15 protein-coding genes and 1 rRNA gene are annotated in these 18,066 nt (G+C 41.3%); 2 read left to right on the top strand and 14 right to left on the bottom strand.

Features of this window, described 5'->3' with window-relative positions:
- Positions 1-6: 6 nt before the first annotated feature.
- Positions 7-1,461 (top strand): TrkH family potassium uptake protein, encoded by a 1,455-nt coding sequence (locus FYJ75_RS13070; RefSeq protein WP_154430864.1) that lies wholly within the window; start codon positions 7-9, stop codon positions 1,459-1,461.
- A 68-nt stretch (positions 1,462-1,529) separates the two neighbouring features.
- Here FYJ75_RS13070 and hcp read toward each other — a convergent pair whose 3' ends face one another.
- Both hcp and FYJ75_RS13060 read right to left on the bottom strand, forming a co-directional pair.
- On the bottom strand, positions 1,530-3,122 hold the full coding sequence (gene hcp, locus FYJ75_RS13065) for a hydroxylamine reductase (RefSeq protein WP_195839030.1): 1,593 nt from the start codon (positions 3,120-3,122) through the stop codon (positions 1,530-1,532).
- A 199-nt stretch (positions 3,123-3,321) separates the two neighbouring features.
- A complete protein-coding gene (locus tag FYJ75_RS13060) occupies positions 3,322-5,574 on the bottom strand; it encodes a glycogen/starch/alpha-glucan phosphorylase (protein ID WP_154430863.1) in 2,253 nt (750 codons plus the stop codon).
- A 358-nt stretch (positions 5,575-5,932) separates the two neighbouring features.
- On the opposite strand from FYJ75_RS13060, the gene FYJ75_RS13055 reads away from it, so the two are divergent.
- Positions 5,933-6,817, top strand: a complete 885-nt coding sequence (locus FYJ75_RS13055) for an AraC family transcriptional regulator (protein WP_154430862.1) — start codon at positions 5,933-5,935, stop codon at positions 6,815-6,817.
- Between the two features lie 5 nt (positions 6,818-6,822).
- Here the strand turns inward: FYJ75_RS13055 and FYJ75_RS13050 are convergent, their stop codons facing one another.
- The 12 genes from FYJ75_RS13050 to FYJ75_RS12995 form a co-directional block, all read right to left on the bottom strand.
- The gene (locus FYJ75_RS13050) at positions 6,823-7,320 is read right to left on the bottom strand and encodes a phosphatase PAP2 family protein (RefSeq protein ID WP_154430861.1); all 498 of its coding nucleotides are present in this window, start codon (positions 7,318-7,320) and stop codon (positions 6,823-6,825) included.
- Between the two features lie 136 nt (positions 7,321-7,456).
- Positions 7,457-7,879 carry a hypothetical protein gene (locus FYJ75_RS13045; RefSeq protein WP_154430860.1) on the bottom strand — a complete coding sequence of 141 codons (423 nt, stop codon included), beginning with the start codon at positions 7,877-7,879 and terminating at the stop codon, positions 7,457-7,459.
- Between the two features lie 92 nt (positions 7,880-7,971).
- The gene (gene spoVAE / locus FYJ75_RS13040) at positions 7,972-8,328 is read right to left on the bottom strand and encodes a stage V sporulation protein AE (RefSeq protein ID WP_154430859.1); all 357 of its coding nucleotides are present in this window, start codon (positions 8,326-8,328) and stop codon (positions 7,972-7,974) included.
- Entirely contained in the window at positions 8,328-9,377 is a 1,050-nt protein-coding gene (spoVAD, locus tag FYJ75_RS13035) for a stage V sporulation protein AD (protein WP_154430858.1), read from the bottom strand. Before spoVAD ends, spoVAE begins: the two co-directional genes overlap by 1 nt.
- A gap of 57 nt (positions 9,378-9,434) precedes the next feature.
- Positions 9,435-9,959: an adenine phosphoribosyltransferase gene (locus tag FYJ75_RS13030; protein ID WP_154430857.1), complete on the bottom strand. Its 525-nt coding sequence runs from the start codon at positions 9,957-9,959 to the stop codon at positions 9,435-9,437.
- 103 nt (positions 9,960-10,062) lie between these two features.
- Positions 10,063-11,781, bottom strand: coding sequence for a sensor domain-containing diguanylate cyclase (locus FYJ75_RS14700; protein ID WP_154430856.1), 1,719 nt, complete (start codon positions 11,779-11,781; stop codon positions 10,063-10,065).
- Positions 11,782-11,802: 21 nt separating this feature from the next.
- A complete protein-coding gene (locus FYJ75_RS13020) occupies positions 11,803-12,402 on the bottom strand; it encodes an HD domain-containing protein (RefSeq protein ID WP_154430855.1) in 600 nt (199 codons plus the stop codon).
- A 25-nt stretch (positions 12,403-12,427) separates the two neighbouring features.
- On the bottom strand, positions 12,428-13,132 hold the full coding sequence (gene tsaA / locus FYJ75_RS13015) for a tRNA (N6-threonylcarbamoyladenosine(37)-N6)-methyltransferase TrmO (RefSeq protein ID WP_154430854.1): 705 nt from the start codon (positions 13,130-13,132) through the stop codon (positions 12,428-12,430).
- 34 nt (positions 13,133-13,166) lie between these two features.
- On the bottom strand, positions 13,167-15,152 hold the full coding sequence (locus FYJ75_RS13010) for a 2-isopropylmalate synthase (protein ID WP_154430853.1): 1,986 nt from the start codon (positions 15,150-15,152) through the stop codon (positions 13,167-13,169).
- Positions 15,153-15,267: 115 nt separating this feature from the next.
- The gene (locus tag FYJ75_RS13005) at positions 15,268-16,329 is read right to left on the bottom strand and encodes an iron-containing alcohol dehydrogenase family protein (RefSeq protein WP_154430852.1); all 1,062 of its coding nucleotides are present in this window, start codon (positions 16,327-16,329) and stop codon (positions 15,268-15,270) included.
- A 135-nt stretch (positions 16,330-16,464) separates the two neighbouring features.
- On the bottom strand, positions 16,465-16,950 hold the full coding sequence (locus tag FYJ75_RS13000; protein WP_195839032.1) for a SpoVA/SpoVAEb family sporulation membrane protein: 486 nt from the start codon (positions 16,948-16,950) through the stop codon (positions 16,465-16,467).
- An 885-nt stretch (positions 16,951-17,835) separates the two neighbouring features.
- Positions 17,836-18,066 (bottom strand): 23S ribosomal RNA (locus FYJ75_RS12995); the annotation flags it as partial.

Raw genomic sequence — 18,066 nt, 5'->3', positions numbered from 1 at the left:
ATGATGATGAATTACAAAAAGATTGACCGTTTCCTTTCCGGAATTATGATACTGGAAGCGGTATTTATGATTCCTGCACTTTTGATCTGTCTGTATGACAATGACGTACATGTTGCCCTCTGTTTTCTGGCGGCAATCGCGATTGCTGTTTTGTTTACGGGAATTCTAAGACTGCTCGGAAAACGCCCACAGAAAGGATTCCATTCGAGAGAGGGACTTGTATGTGTATCTTCAAGCTGGATACTGATGAGTCTGGTCGGCTGCCTTCCTTTTTATTTTTCAAGGCAGATTCCATCCTTTGTTGATGCACTCTTTGAGATCGTATCCGGTTTTACCACAACCGGAGCCAGTATCCTGCCTGATGTCGAGGCTCTTTCCCGCGGACTGTTATATTGGAGAAGCTTCAGTCACTGGCTGGGAGGAATGGGAGTTTTAGTGCTTCTCATGGTGTTCCTGCCAAAAAGCGATCACAATACTGGATCTACAATCCATCTGCTCCGCGCAGAAAGCCCGGGACCGACCGTTGGAAAACTGGTGCCGCGCATGAAACAGACGGCACTGGTTCTGTACGGTATCTATGTCTCACTTACCGTTTTGAACTTTCTGTTTCTTCTGGCCGGCGGCATGCCTTTGTTTGATTCGGTCTGTACAGCACTTGGAACAGCCGGAACCGGTGGATTTGGCATAAAATCAGACAGTATGGCCGGCTACAGTCCATATCTGCAGAATGTTACAACCGTATTTATGATGCTGTTCGGTGTAAACTTCAGCTGTTATTATCTGCTTTTAACACGCCACTTTCTAAACGTATGGAAGGATGAAGAGCTTAGAGCTTATATCGGTGTTTTCCTTGCTTCTACCGCATTGATCACCTGGAATATCCTTCATCTGTATTCCGGTGTTCAGGAGAGCTTAAGGCATGCTGCCTTCCAGGTTGCAACCGTAATGACCACAACCGGATTTGCGACTACGGATTTCGATCTGTGGCCAAGTTTTTCGAAAGGACTGCTGCTTTGTCTGATGTTTGTTGGTGCAAGCGCCGGAAGTACCGGCGGAGGATTAAAATTCCAGAGACTTCTTCTCTTATTAAAAAATCTTCGCCGTCATGTACATCAGACATTGTACCCAAACAAAGTACAGATTGTACGTATGAACGGACAGCGGGTCAATGAAAAAGTGTTAAACGACACCAACCTGTATCTGATCGGATATGCTTTGATCGTTGTATTCAGTTTTATTCTGATCTCAATCGATAACTTCTCGATCACCACAAACTTTTCAGCTGTGGTAGCCTGCTTTAACAATATCGGACCAGGTTTTGATGTCGTCGGTCCGACTGGAAACTTTGCCGGATACAGTGCCTTTTCCAAACTGGTTCTGATCTTTGACATGCTTGCAGGACGTCTTGAAATCCTGCCAATGCTCGGACTGATCAGTTTCAGTACCTGGAAACGAAAATAACAATAGCTATATTTCCAATGACAAAACGGGATGCAATACCACAATGATATTGCATCCCGTTTTTCTTATTATCCGAGGATCTTCTTTAAATCTTCTTCCGGTGTGGATATTGGTGAAATGTGATAGTTTTCAACCAGAAAATCCAATACATTTTTCGAAATAAACGCAGGGAGTGTCGGTCCAAGATAAATATTTTTGATTCCAAGATGAAGCAGTGTGAGGAGAATACATACCGCCTTCTGCTCATACCATGACAGAATCATGGAAAGCGGAAGTTCGTTTACTCCACATTCAAATGCCTCTGCAAGTGCTACTGCAACCTTGATTGCACTGTATGCATCATTACACTGTCCCATATCCATGATTCTCGGAAGACCACCGATCGTTCCAAGATCCAGATCATTGAAACGGTATTTCCCGCATGCAAGCGTAAGGATGATGGAATCTTCCGGTGTCTGCTTTACAAACTCAGTATAATAATTTCTTCCCACTCTTGCTCCATCACAGCCTCCTACAAGGAAGAAATGACTGATATCGCCTTTCTTTACTGCATCGATCACCTGATCAGCAACACCAAGAACGGTTCCATGTCCAAATCCAACCATAAGTTCCGTTCCACCGTTGATTCCAGTCTGCTGCACATCCTCTTTGTATCCACCAAGCTCAAGTGCTTTTTCAATCACTGGTGTAAAATCTTTATCCTCTCCAATGTGTACCATTTCCGGATACGAAACTACTTCGGTTGTAAATACGCGGTCTGCATAACTTGGTTTTACCGGCATCAGACAGTTAGTTGTATATAATACAGCCCCTGGAATTGCATCAAATTCCTTCTGCTGATTCTGCCATGCAGTTCCGAAATTGCCCTTTAAATGACTGAATTTTTTCAGTTCCGGATACGCATGTGCAGGAAGCATTTCTCCATGTGTATATACATTGATTCCTTTGCCTTCTGTCTGCTCTAATAATTTTTTCAGATCATACAGATCATGACCTGTGATCACAATAAATGGTCCTTTTTCAATCTTTTTGGATACCTTGGTCGGTTCCGGAGTTCCAAATGTCTCTGTGTTGGCACGATCCAGAAGTTCCATGCATTTCAAGTTGACTTCTCCGACTTCAAGCACAACCGGAAGCAGATCTCCCATTTCCAGATCATAGCTGATTACCGCAAGTGCTTTATAGAAAAATGCGTTGACCTGTGCGTCCTCATATCCAAGCACCATCGCATGATATGCATAAGCTGCCATTCCACGGATACCGAATAAGATCAGGGATTTCAGGGAACGGATATCCTCATCCGCTTCCCAGATTGTTTTCATATCAAATTCATCTGTATTTCCACAACGTGACATACATGCGGCACAGTTTGGTACAATGCGGTTCTTCTCTTCCTCAACTCTTTTTATCATATCTTTTAATGTTTCATCATTAAAATTCACATTTGTGATCGTTGTAAAAAGTCCTTCAATGATTACTTTCGTTGTCTGCTCTGTATATGGATTATTCTCACATGCTTTTGCAAGACCGATCAAAGCTCCCGTCAGTTTATCCTGAAGACCGGCTGTTGCCGCACTCTTTCCACATACCCCTGCTGCCCCGGTACATCCGGTGCATCCTGCAGTTTGCTCACACTGAAAACAAAACATCTGATTACTCATAAATTTATTTCCTCCACTTATTTGCGCTTTTTGTTTATTGATAAAAATGAATCATCTTTGTTACTGCCTCATTATACTTGCGCACGCCACAACATTCTGTTGTAAAACCAACAAATTATATTTTTTTCAAAAATAAAACCACCGGCAGTCATTTCAGATCTGCCGGTGGCGTATTGTATAACTATATGTTAGGAAGGAACTAATTTAATTTCCAGATTTCGTCATTGTACTGAGCAATTGTTCTGTCAGATGAGAAGAAACCTGCTTTGCTGATGTTTAAGAGAACTTTCTTAGCCCATGTCTTACGGTCTTCGTAATCCGCATATGCTCTCTCTTTTGTAGCAACATAGCTTTCAAAGTCTGGGAATGTCATGAACCAGTCTTTGTTCAGTAATTCATTGTAAAGACGCTCTAAATTCTCTCTGCATCCAACAGCCATAACCTGATCACTTACGATAAAGTCAACTGCTTTCTTAAGAGCTGCATCTTTCTCATAGTAATCTTTTGAGCAGTAATCTCCTCTTTCATAACGGGCAATTACAGTCTCTGAAGACTCACCAAATGTGTAGATATTATCTTCTCCTACAAGCTCTGCGATCTCAACGTTTGCACCATCCATAGTTCCGAGTGTAAGCGCACCGTTTAACATGAATTTCATGTTACCTGTTCCGGATGCTTCTTTTGAAGCAAGTGAGATCTGCTCAGAAATATCACATGCAGGGATCAGTTTCTCTGCTAATGTTACATTGTAATTTTCAACCATGAATACTTTCAGGTATGGGCTTACTTCCGGATCATTGTTAATGATCTGCTGTAAGCAGAGGATCAGATGAATGATATCCTTTGCAATTACATATGCTGGAGCTGCTTTTGCACCAAAGAATAATGTGATCGGTCTTGCCGGTTTCTTTCCTTCTTTGATCTCAAAGTATTTGTGGATGATGTAAAGAGCATTCATCTGCTGTCTCTTGTACTCATGAAGTCTCTTGATCTGGATATCATAGATAGAGTTATCATCAATATCCATTCCCTGAGTTGCTTTTAAGTAATTCTTTAAATCAGCTTTCTTGCCGGATTTTACTGCAAGCAGTCTGTCTAATACTGCATCGTCATCCATGAAGTTTGCTAATTTTTCTAATTCATTTGCATCCTTTTTCCATCCATCTCCGATCAGGTCTGTGATCATTGCGGATAATTCCGGATTACATGCCATTAACCAACGGCGGAATGTAATACCGTTTGTCTTGTTGTTAAATCTTTCCGGATATAACTTGTAGAAGTTATTTAACTCTGTATTTTTCAGGATCTCTGTGTGAAGGTATGCAACACCGTTTACACTGTATCCATAGTGGATATCCATATGCGCCATATGTACAAGACCATCTTTGATGATGTATGTGCTTTCATCCGATACTTTCTGACGTACACGGTTATCTAACTCACGGATAATCGGCATAAGCTGTGGAACTGCCTTCTCAAGGAAGTAGATTGGCCATTTCTCGAGAGCTTCTGCAAGGATTGTATGGTTTGTGTATGCACATACCTTAGATACGATCTCGATTGCCTCATCCATTACAATTCCTCTTTCCTGTAACAGACGAATCAGTTCCGGAATTACCATAGATGGATGTGTATCATTGATCTGGATTGCTGCATAATCTGCAAGGTCATGTAAGTTAGATCCCTTTGCAACACACTCGTCTAATACAAGTCTTGCAGCGTTGCTTACCATGAAGTACTGCTGATATACACGAAGTAAACGACCCTTCTCGTCAGAATCATCCGGATATAAGAATAATGTCAGGTTCTTTGCGATCTGGTCTTTATCAAAATCAATTGTGTCACCAACGATAGACTCGTCAACAGACTCAATATCGAAAAGACGAAGTCTGTTTGTACGGTTGTTGTAACCTACAACATCGATATCGTATAATCTGGACTGTACATTAAATCCACCAAACTGTACTGTGTAAGAAATGTCAGATTTTGTAAGCCAGCTCTCGTCTGTGATCCATGGATTTGGAGTTTCTTTCTGAAGGTTGTGATCAAAAACCTGTTTGAAAAGTCCATAATGATAGTTCAGTCCAACACCGTCTCCGTTTAAGCCAAGTGTTGCAACAGAATCCATGAAACATGCAGCAAGACGTCCAAGTCCACCGTTTCCTAAAGATGGCTCTAATTCGATCTCCTCGATATCCCCAATCGCCTTGCCGTTATCAGCTAACTCTTTTTTGATATCCTCATAAATTCCTAAGTTAATCAGGTTGTTTGATAATAATTTACCAATTAAGAACTCTGCAGAAATATAATATAATTTCTTCTTTCCATCATTTGAGATCTTATCCTCTGCCATTTTCTTTGTCATTTCAAGTAAGCAGTAGTAAATCTCTTCGTTAGAGCATTCTGCAATGCCTCTGTGGTACTTGTTTTCAATAGCCTGTGCTAAAGTCATATTTTTTCCCTCCAAGTTTATATTCTTAAACTATGTGTTTCCCTGTTATGCTATGAGTATAGGACAGTTTTGTATTATTTTCTTGTCAAATACCCTCAAAAAGTAGTACAATCCTATCATAATGTATCTTTCCATGAAATTTACCAGTTCCTTTCCATGTAGCCCGAATACATAGTAAAGGCAGGCACGCTCCCGCTGCTCATTCGCTGGCAGCGGTACATAAGCGACCAAAATACGGTCGCTAAGTACCGGCCGCTCTGAAGCACCTGCCTATTACTATGTATTTGTTCTACATGTAACCTTCAACTTTATAAATTTTACTATGCAGATACAATTATGATACGACGAGGGCGAAAGTATGAATATTCTAGAATATGAAAATTATCACGAGACAAAAACACATGGCGATATTGTCTTTCCGTATAATACCTATCTTTGTTCGATTCCTTTGGATTTTCCAAGGGTTCCGCTGCACTGGCACGATGACATCGAACTTATCTATATAAAGAAAGGGTCAGGACAGGTAACGGTTGATTTCCGGCAATATAAGGTTTCCGGTAATACTATTGTGCTGATTCTTCCCGGGCAGCTCCACTCGATCGAACAGTTAGAGGACTGCAGTATGGAGTATGAGAATATCATTTTCCATCCCAATATGTTTCTCACCAAAAAAGCCGATACCTGCAGTACCGACTTTCTTTTTCCACTATTGGATGGAAAGATCACTGTTCCAACCATTTTTACACCTGTTTATCCTTATTATGAAGATATTGCAGCACCGATCGATGCCTGTGATGAGATCTGTAAGACCAAGCCTCAGGGATATGAACTTTATATCAAAAGCCAGCTTTATCAGTTTTTCTTTGTTCTGGATAACCGCTGCCGAAACCTTGTTCAGCCAAAGAAAAGCAATAAATCCCTAGATAAGATTAAAATTGTCCTGAAATATATCGAAAATAATTATATGGATAAAATTCCAATCGCAGATATTGCGGAAGTTGCCGGTTTCTCTGAATCTCACTTTATGCGCTATTTCAAGGAGACTATGGGAACCTCCTTTGTAGATTATCTAAAGGAATACCGGCTTACGATGGCCTCCCGGCTTCTTGTCGCATCCGACTCCGCAATCCTTGACATTGCAGCAGAGGTTGGTTTTGAAAACCTTTCTTATTTCAATCGGGCTTTTAAACAGAAATATCAGATGACGCCAAGTGCCTTCCGCCGTGAAAATGTAAGAGCATAAATCTTTTACAGGAAATATCCAATGTATCCTGCGGCGATTCCAAAGATTGCACCGGCGATTACATCCTTTGGAAAATGAACCCCTGCAAAAACACGCACAACAGCAAGCAGAATTCCAAGGACAAAAATAATTCCTCCCAAAACCGGAACCGGACACACTGCAAAAAATGTCATGGCAATAATAAAAACCGAAAAAACATGTCTGCTCGGAAACGATCTGCCTCTTGTATCTTTTGCAATGACCGGTGGAATATCAAATACCTCATAGGGTCTTTTGGCATTCACAAGATTACGAAAAGTGGTAAGTATGATAAAGGAATTAAACGGAACAAGAATTGCCTTTATCAGCGACTGTTCCTGATTCCGAAAAAGCCACAAAAGAAGTGCCGGATACGACACAAATACAAGTCCTGTCAATATGCGATTACAGATGTGAATCATAGCAGCACGCTTTGGATTGCTTCGAAGCGGCTCTGTGATCCGGATATATGTCTCTTTCGTCATCTCTTTCTCCCTGTCAGTAACTACATCAAATATAAATTACATATTGCTATAATTTTTTTCAATTGTCAAATAAAAAAATCCCTCTCTTATCTGACATATCAATTACTGTCCGATAAAAGAGGGGCTTTTTCGTCATCTAACGATTTCCGTTTGCATCGTTATTGTCTGTATTCCCATTGGTATTATTAGTGTTATTATCCATATTGTTCTCGTTGTTTGTTCCGGTCATATCCTCAACACCGTCTACAACAGCATCTCCAGCATTCTCTACGCCATCGACGATGTTATCTCCCATGTCCTTGATATCATTGCCGACATTGCTGCCATCATTGTTTGTGTCATTCTGATTATTGTCACGATCATTGTTTGTATTGTTCTTTTTGTTCGTGTCCTTTGTCGTTCCATTCGTATTGTTCGTCGTTCCGTTTGTGTTGTTTGTACGATTATTCTCCGTATTGATCTCGGTTCCATTGTTATCGTTATTGGTTCCACATGCGGTAAACGTGGACAGACTGCCTGCAAGCAGACAGGCCATCAGAAAAAGTCTTGCTTTTTTCATTTTATCCTACTCCTTTCATGATCAGCTATTACGAAGCCTGCTCATAGTATTTTCAGAATTTCTTCTTTTATGCATCTGCTGCATCACTTCTCTTATTTTTTCATTTTCGGATTAACGATAAGGGATGCAATATAAGAAAATACCAGTGCTGCCGACACTCCGACTGCACATGCTTTAAATCCTCCCATGAAAATACCGATAAATCCATTTTCATCGACCGCTTCTTTCACGCCTTTCCAAAGCGTATTTCCAAAACCAAGAAGCGGAACGTTCGCTCCGGCTCCTGCCCATTCCGAGAATGGTTCATAAATCTGCAGAGCTCCGAGAACTGCCCCTGTACATACAAGAAGAACCATAATTCGTCCTGGCATCATTTTTGTTTTTTCCATTAAAAGCTGAACAATGGCGCAGATTACGCCTCCAACCCAGAAAGCATTCCAATAATCCATTAGTTTACCTTCCTTTCCACATATTCCATAACCACCCCATGTGAAATTCCTGGTACTGGCTGCCCTTCGTTAAAGCTGACTGTCGATAAAAGGGCTCCAGTCGGGCAAAACAGAATTCTTTTTAACTCACCGCGTTCCATACGTTTTAAATAGTGCGCACTCAGCGTTGCCGCAGAGCACCCACATCCCGATCCTCCTGCACCGGTATTTTGCACAGAATCATCAAAGATCTGGATTCCACAGTCTTCATGCTGGTTTGAAATATCAAATCCCCGTTCTTTAAGCAGACGGATCAGTATTTCTTTTCCAACCGTTCCAAGATCTCCTGTAATGATCCGGTCATAATCTTCCGGTTTTCTGTCAAAATCTTTTAAATTCTGTTCAATCAGATCTGCTGCCGCAGGCGCCATTGCAGCTCCCATGTTCATGGAATCTTTGATTCCGTAATCCACAATTTTTCCCGTGGTAATACCGGTTATTGCAACGCACGGTGTTACAGACAGATGTTCTCTTTCCTGATGCCCGGCAAGTACAAAGGCTCCACTTCCTGTAACCGTCCAGGTAGCTGATAAGGGCCTTTGATTGGCATATTCCAGGGGAAAACGAAACTGTTTCTCCGCACTCGCAAAATGGCTTGATGTTACTGCCACAACATGATCCGCATACCCCGCTGCCACACACATGGCTGCAAGGGATAAGGATTCTCCACATGTAGAACACGCCCCATAAAGTCCAAAGATCGGAATATCAAAATCCATAAGTCCAAAAGAAGATGCAATATTTTGCCCCAGCAGATCCCCTGCAAAAATATAGCGGATGTCTTCCGGCTTCATATCCGCCTTCCCAAGAGCAAGTGTCACTGCTTCTTTCTGGAGCGCACTTTCCGATTCTTCCCACGTATCCTGTCCAAATTTATCATCCGCACCAATCATATCAAATTCATCGGACAATGGTCCTTGTCCTTCTTTTGTTCCAACGATCGAAGCACTGCTTACAATAAAAGGAGCCTCCGCAAAACGGAGGCTCTGTGCACCAATTTTCTGATCCATACACATACTCCTTTTCTTTTTGACAAGTATGTGTAAAAAATGGTTTTCTATTCAGATTTATTTTCCATCGTAAGAAACAACGGAAGCAAGATCATATTTTGCAAGTTTCTTACGTCCTTCTAATCCGGCAAGTTCGATTAAAAAGATCATTTTGACAACTTCGCCACCGAGCTGTTCTACAAGTTTTGCAGCAGCTTCCATAGTTCCACCGGTTGCAATCAGATCATCCACTAAAACAACTTTCTGACCCGGTTTGATTGCATCCTTATGTATTTCAATAGTTGCCTGTCCATATTCAAGATCATAAGACTGGGAAACTGTCTCACATGGAAGTTTTCCTGCTTTACGTACTGGAACAAATGGTTTTCCAAGTGCATATGCGATTGGCATACCAAAAATAAATCCTCTGGATTCCGCTCCGGCAATCACATCAAAATCAACTCCATCAAGGAGCTTTACCATCTCATCAATACTGAGCTTTAACCCTTCTGCATCCTGCAGAACACTTGTTACATCTCGAAAAATAATTCCAGGTTCCGGGAAATCCGGTATACTTCTAATGTAATCTTCCACTTTTTTCATGTTTTGAACGTCCTTTCTGTAAACGGCCCGGAAATCATTGTACCGAGAGATTCCGTTTCTTATCCTAACGGAATAATTATAAACCAAAACACAGGAAATGCAATTACTTTTCAACATTTTCCCTTTGAAGTTCTGCCTTCATACTTCTTTTATCCTCATACATACGATGATCTGCTTCATTATAGATTCTATGTATGTCCTGTTCATCCTCGAGTTCGCTGCTGCAGACATACCCAATCGCCGAACTTAACTGGACATGCGAATTGGATGCATTTTCCTTCTCCATGTTCGCCCGCAGGCGTTTCACAAGCTGCCTGGTTTTCTTTTCATCTGAAAATGGTAAAAGCACCATAAACTCATCTCCACCAAATCTGGCTTTGAGAGCTTCCTCTGGAAACGTATCATTTAAAACTCCTGCAAAACATTTCAAAAGTTCATCTCCTCTTTCATGTCCATAACAGTCATTATAATGCTTCAAAAGATTCAGATCCATACTGATCAATGCGAATTGTCTGCATTCCCTCTGATATTGTTCAAGCGTCTCATCACATTTTCTTCGATTAAAGAGGCCTGTCAGTTCATCGGTATATGCCATCTTTTCCAGCAATGTCTGCTGTGCCTGTCGGAAAAGTCCCCTTTTAATATGTCCGGTATAGTCCAGCATTAAAAATCCAACTACTGCCAGTGCCCCAAAACATAATGTGCTGTTATACTGATTTCCTTCAAAATGCCGGATATATTTGTCTACATTATAACGGATCAGCTCAAACAAAATAAAAACAAGAACTATGCTGACTCCACTTCTTAATCCTCTGACCCGGCTTCCTTTTTTCTTCAGGCTCACGATTGCAAGCACAATCACGAAAATAATATCCAGCATCATGACGACATGTGCAAACACCAGAAACGCAGGAAAATGGATATAATTTAACAGTTGCGCAGCCAATGCATATAAAAAAAATGCAATCTGCACAATCAAAAGCATCCAATATGATCCCAGTAACCATTTTCCCATACTCTTTTCATGCACCGGTTCATAAAAATATAAAAGCATCGGAATCGGCAGCGCATATACGCAAAGATATTCCATGTAAACCTTTACTTTCAGATCCTGTGTAAAATATGAGATCAGATCATTGTTGCATAATGTCCAGCATCCGATCAGCAGAGAAAACAGGGCAATATAAAATAACCTTGCAAAAGAAATATCCCTCACAATCATAACTGTCGTGATCAGTCCAACCAAAATTCCAAACACGATCAGAAATAATGCAATTGCAAGCCTGATCCGGTCTCCCGACATGACCTGTTGCAACATATTCCTTTCATTTGCAATCCTCATGGACTGAATTCCGGTAAATGCATTATTTTCCGATACTGTCAGTACAATACGGATCTCATGGCCCTGATACCCCTGAGGAAGCGGAATATACTGGTATCCATATCCAAGAAGTTTTCCCTCTTTGTAGTCCTCACGTCCATAACCATAGATCATCGCGTTGTTCATATAAACTTCCACGACAGAATGGATTGAGTACATGCGAAGAACCGGATTCTGTACTCTGACTTTCCGGTTCAACACTCTTGTAAGCTGGATTACATCCCCTTTGTTCGTAACCGGAAATGTAAAATTGCTCAACGTGACATCTTTATATTGTTTTCCATTAATTTCAACTTCCCAATGATCATTAAGTTCTTCATAATCCGGCTGCAGTTTTCGTTCACTGGTGTATGTCAAAAGCAGGAATACAATCACCGCAAGTGCCAGAAATGACACTGCGGCAATCGTATAATTTTTAAAATTTTTTCTACCTTTTCTCACCTTTCATTCCCCATATCGTTCTCAATTATCTTCGATAATATGCCCCGCCTGAATGTTCTTTTGCAGAAATTCCTCCTTCGCATACTCCCAGATCTGCTCCGAGCCCTTTGCGGTTCTTTCATTTCTTTTCAGTATCTGTGAAAGTTTTACCTGATGTTCATCCCAGGATAATCCATTCGACGCATCATTCAGCATCATCGGCTGGATATTGTCCATGGTTCTTGCAAATATTGCTTCCGGAGTCTGTTGTGCTTCAAATTCTTCCCAGAGTGCATACATTTTATCTGCCTGATCATCTGGAAGAAGGTGGAAAATCCGGTCTGCTGCTTTCCGTTCCCGCTCTTCCTGAGTCTTTTTCCCTTCCGGATCATAAGCATATGTATCGCCTGCATCAATTTCCACAATGTCATGAATCAAAAGCATCGTCACGGTTTTTAAAACGTCAATCTCTTCGTTTGCATATTCGCTCAGAAGAACTGTCATAATCGCCATATGCCAGGCATGCTCAGCGTCATTTTCCTTTCTGCTCGCATCCGCAAGATAGGTCTGACGAAAAATCTCCTTTTCTTTATCAATTTCCTTAAAAAAGGCAAACTGCTGTCTCAAACGTTCTTTATCCATTTCTATCCTTTCCTTCCGGATTGTGCTATTTAATCTTCTTCAAATCCGATGTCACCTTCACAACATCTCTTACTGTCAGTATTCCATCAGAAACTGTAAAACGGATGTCGTATCCCGAAAATTCCATTCCATATACATAATCCGGTTTCTTATTATACGCTGCTCTTGGATCCTGCCCCAGCACATGCAATACTGCGTCCTGAAGTGTCTCTGGAATCTTCGCTTTTAATTTCTCCGGAAAAACAACCTGAATGTGATCCCCTTTATGCTCTTCTGCAAAACTACCCTTTGCATCCGGGTGCGAATCCGTATATGGAAGATATGGTTTAATGTCGTAAATCGGTGTTTTGTCCATAAGATCCGCCCCGGATACTACAAGAACCGGACCAAGAGTCTCATCAATCCGTACTTCTTCCAGCTTTACCGAAGAAAGACCGATGGAGTTTGGACGAAAAGGCGCTCTTGTTGCAAAAACGCCTTTTTTCACTTTTCCTCCCAGTCTTGGCGGACAGACCATCGGTACAAATCCATTCTGTTTTGCCTTTGAAAAATTCCATAGTAACCACAGATGTGAAAATTCCTCAATGCCACGGATTGCATCCGGATTACGGAACTCCGGTTCAAATATGATAGTCCCACGAAGCTGCGGCACAAGCCCGCTCTGTCTCGGAATTCCAAACTTCTCCGGAAATTCCGTATGGATTGTCGCAATTGTCACTAATTCTGGCATGTTTTATCCTCTTTTAACCTTTTTCTCTATCATATCACGAATTCCGATATTCCACAGGGGTCATATTATATTTTTTCTTAAATGTACGGTTAAAATGCTCCACACTCTGATATCCAACAGACAACGCAATATTCTCAACTGCCATATTTCCGTTTTTTAAAAGTGTTCTTGCCTTTTTCATCCGGATATTCTGAACAATCTCTCCAAATGTTTTTCCTGATTTTTCTTTCATGTATTTCGATACATATGGCTCCGAGAGATGGAAATGTTCTGCAAGATCTTCTAAGGTTATATTTTTGTAATTTGCCTGAATATAATTTTTCATTTCAACAAGACGTTCATCCTGAATCGATTCGTCAGCCTTGATTGCAGGAAGCTGGTTTACGGCCACAACCAACGCATTGATCGAAGATTTGATGATGTCATCATCAATTCCTGCGCCCCAGTACATTTTGTCATCACAGGTAATGCCTACATAGGACATCGCTTTGGAAGATGACCCCTGTGACAACGCGTGTTCTTCATATACAGAAAGCTCATAACTTACGCCAAAATAATCTTTGATAATATTGCTGACCGCATCCAGACGTCCGTTTCCAAGTGCATCTACAATACGGCTCTGTCCACCATGGGTAATGGTTGCCTCTGCCATAATTCCATCAATCTGTTTGAAATGACACTCTTTAATCTGGAAATATGGCTGTGTATTGACATATTTCTCCTCGAAGATCTCGTAAACCCACTGTGGAGAAAGTTCTTTATGTTCTTCATCGGAAACATGTTTCACAAGATAGCCTACTTCTTCACGCATTTTCTCCGGAATGGAAATTCCAAAGTTCTGTTTCAGTACATAGTTTACGCCACCACGTCCGGACTGACTGTTAATACGGATAACATCCGAATCATAGGTTCTTCCGACATCAACCGGATCAACTGGCAGATATGGAACCGACCATTTGTAAAGTTTTTTCTCCTCACGCCATGCCATACCTTTGGCGATCGCATCCTGATGTGATCCGGAAAAGGCAGTAAACACAAGATCCCCGGAATACGGCTGCCTTGGATCCACATGCATTCTGGTGAATGTTTCATACTTCTTGCGGATTTTCGGAATATTGGAAAACTCCAGTTTTGGATCTACCCCATGCGAATACATATTCATCGCTAAGGTAATAATATCTACGTTTCCAGTGCGTTCTCCGTTTCCAAACAAGGTTCCTTCAATACGGTCTGCACCGGCAAGCACGCCCAGTTCTGCCGTTGCGACACCACATCCTCTGTCATTATGAGGGTGAAGGCTTAATGTAACTGCATCTCTGTATTTCAAATGTTTATTGATATACTCCACCTGCGTTGCGAAAACATGTGGCATTGCATTTTCCACCGTGGATGGAATGTTGATGATTGCTTTATTGGAAGCTTTCGGCTGCCATACATCCAGTACTGCGTTGCAAACCTCTACCGCATAATCCACTTCCGTCCCTGAAAAACTCTCAGGACTATACTCAAATGAGAAATTACCATCCGTCTGATCTGCCAGTTCTTTTAATAAAATTGCTCCATCGACGGCAATTTTTTTAATCTGCTCTTTGCTCTTTTTAAAAACCTGTTCTCTCTGTGCTACCGAAGTAGAATTGTACAAATGAATAACTGCATGTGGCGCACCTTTTACTGCTTCAAATGTCTTCTTAATAATATGCTCTCTCGCCTGAGTCAGAACCTGAACAGTCACATCATCCGGAATCATATTCCGCTCGATCAGTGCTCTCATGAAATTATATTCTGTCTCTGATGCAGCCGGAAATCCAACTTCAATTTCCTTAAATCCGATCTCAACAAGCATCTGGAAAAATGCCAGCTTCTCATCCAGACTCATCGGCTCGATCAACGCCTGATTGCCATCCCGCAAATCTACAGAACACCAGATTGGAGGAGTATCTATGTGATCCTTCTTCACCCAATCGTATGTGCATTCCGGCGGCATAAAATATGTTCGTTCGTATTTATCGTAACCTTTCATAAATCCAACTCTCCTTATTCTAAATAAATTTCATCTACTAATTTGATTTAATTTATTCTATCACATAAGAGTTGTCCATACCATGATTAAATTTAATCATTTTAATTGATTTTATTTATTTTATTAGTATTTGTTTTAATCTTTCATCTTCTACAATAAGTTTCTTCGCAGCATTCCGATATGTTTCTTCATGCAGATAAGTATGTCGAAACGGTTTGATCGATGGTGCAAGATCCACAGCTTTTAAGAAATCCTCCTGCCGCATCTGCAGTGTCTTCGCATAATCCCAAAATCCGGTTTCACTCAGCACAGTATTCACACGTATATAACGATGATCCTGAACTTTACTCATAATGTACGTGGCAATTCCGACCTGAATACCGTGCAATTGTGGAGTCTCCAGAATCTTATCCAGTGCATGGGAGATCAGATGCTCACTGCCACTTGTCGGGGCACTGCTTCCCGCGATCTCATTCGCTATACCACTCATCGCAAGAGAGTCCACAAGTTCTTTCAGGAAAATTTCATCTTTGATATTTTCATATGGTGTGCGCACAAAGCTGTTTACTGCCTTTTTGGCGATCATAACAGCAAAATCGTTCACTTCACTATATCCACATTTTTCTTCATATATCCAGTCGTACAGCGCTGTAATCTTCGAGATCATATCCCCGATACCGGAATAAATAAACTTATCCGGTGCTGTCCGTATTACTTCCGTGTCAACAATAATGCCATATGCCAGTTTTGCCGGCACCGATGTCCGCTTCCCATGTACCAGCAAAGAAGCACTTGCGCTTGAAAAGCCATCACTTGAACTTGATGTTGGAACACTGATAAATGGAATATTTCTTAAAAAAGCAGCATATTTTCCTGCATCGATCACCTTGCCACCGCCAATAGACACAACTGCCTGCGTTTTATTCGGCATAGAAAATGCCAATGTAATAATGTCATCGATATCCACTGTATCCAGCTCACTGTACTCCAATACTTTGATTCCCTGCTCTTTCAAAGATCGCATGACACGTTCGCCAAACAGATCGATCAATCCATTTCCAAGAAAAATAACAATCTGCTCAAGTCCTTCCGTTTTCAAATAACTTCCAATCTTATTCAACGTACCTTTGCCAACTTTCAAAATTGCTGGTACCGAAATTGCTTTTCCAGTCTGCATGATATTCGCTCCCTTGTCTTATTTGTAATCTTGCCTTATTTGTAATCTTACCTTATTTATAACATTACTTTTTATTTTACTTCTTTTTGCCGGATTTACAACATAAGCATTGGAATTTCTTTGCATATACAGTGTTTACTTTATAATCCAATAGATCAGCCCAAGAAGCCAGCTTGAGAATATACCATAAAGAATGACCGGTCCTGCGATTGTAAATATTTTTACTCCGATTCCAAATACCTGTCCTTCTTTTTTAAATTCAATGGCCGGAGCCGCCACACCATTTGCAAAACCAGTAATCGGAACAAGCGCACCTGCACCTCCCCAGTTCGCCAGAGACGGATACCAGTTTAGGCTTGTAAGTACAATGCTGCACAATACCAGTATCATGGAGCACCAGGCGGCAGCCTCCTGCTTATCCAGTCCAAAATTATATTTTGCAATATTGGTAATGATCTGCCCGATCAGACAAATCCCGCCTCCAAGCACAAATGCTTTTACCATATTTACCCCAAGATTATGCGTCGGCGTTACCTGTTTTACATAATCATTGTATGCCTGATTTCTTTCCTCTGTTGTGCTTTCCGGATCTGTAATCGTCTCTATACTTTTATCTATCATTGCTTTTGTCTTATCATCTTTTTCTTCCATATTTGCCATTTCATCAGCCTCCTTACCTTTGTGCATTATCTTTATGCATTATAAAGTATGTCAGCTTTTTACATTTTCTATGCCCGCATAAAACCTTTAAAAAATATGTTCATTTTTCAGTCTGCAATGAACAGAAAAATAAGCTGTTTTTCGTGGTCTGCCATAGACTGTCATGAAAATTGATTATTCTTCGGCACTTGCGTTAGTTTATTCTCCGTAATGCTGAACTTTTTTGCATTTATCTTCGCTTTTTCTCCGTAATCCTGGCTTTTACATTTACCTTCGCTTTTTCTCCGTAATCCTGGCTTTTTCTCTTTCTACGGAGAAGAATGAGAGGTTCTGGTCTCGCATTCTGCTGGTTTTCTCCGTAACCAGCCTAAAGGTTCCATTTACACCGTCACTTTTCTCCATTTTGTCGGTGTAATCACTCTGAAATGGCCAATTACGGAGAATCACCCTCTTTCGCAGCTGTTTTCCCTTTGTTTTTCTCCGTTATCAATTAAAAAAGCTGCTGTACGGATATTCCTTCCGTCCTCCCTGATAAGCAAAAGATCCAATCCTTATGCTGGACTGGATCTGTCTGACCGGGAAACACAGCTATCACTCTTTAACGCCACATTGTATTTCCTATAAAATAAAAAGCCGCTGGAATACAGCGGCCACTCTCTCATACCTTCAAAACTTCATACAGATTCCGATTCATTGTTCTTACTGCTTTCAAAACAGGTCATCTCGATTCCGCTTCGCTTCATCTCGATGTGTTTGCTACGCAAACTTCCAGGCATGCATGCCGTCTGTTCCGTAAGCAAGCTTCCGTCACAGCCTTCCTACATGTCTTTCCTGTTTTCTCCGCTTTTGGTCAAGCCCTCGACCTATTAGTAACAGTCAGCTCCATGTGTTGCCACACTTCCACCTCTGCCCTATCTACCTTGTCGTCTTCAAGGGGTCTTACTTCCTCTTGGGAAGGGATATCTCATCTTGAGGGGGGCTTCACGCTTAGATGCCTTCAGCGTTTATCCCTTCCGGACTTGGCTACTCTGCCATGCCGTTGGTCGACAACAGATACACCAGTGGTCCGTCCATCCC

It is taken from the genome of Roseburia porci, from assembly GCF_009695765.1.
GTDB classification, from domain to species: domain Bacteria; phylum Bacillota; class Clostridia; order Lachnospirales; family Lachnospiraceae; genus Roseburia; species Roseburia porci.
Note: the sequence above shows the minus strand (reverse complement) of the source record. Positions and strands in the feature narration are given on the sequence as shown.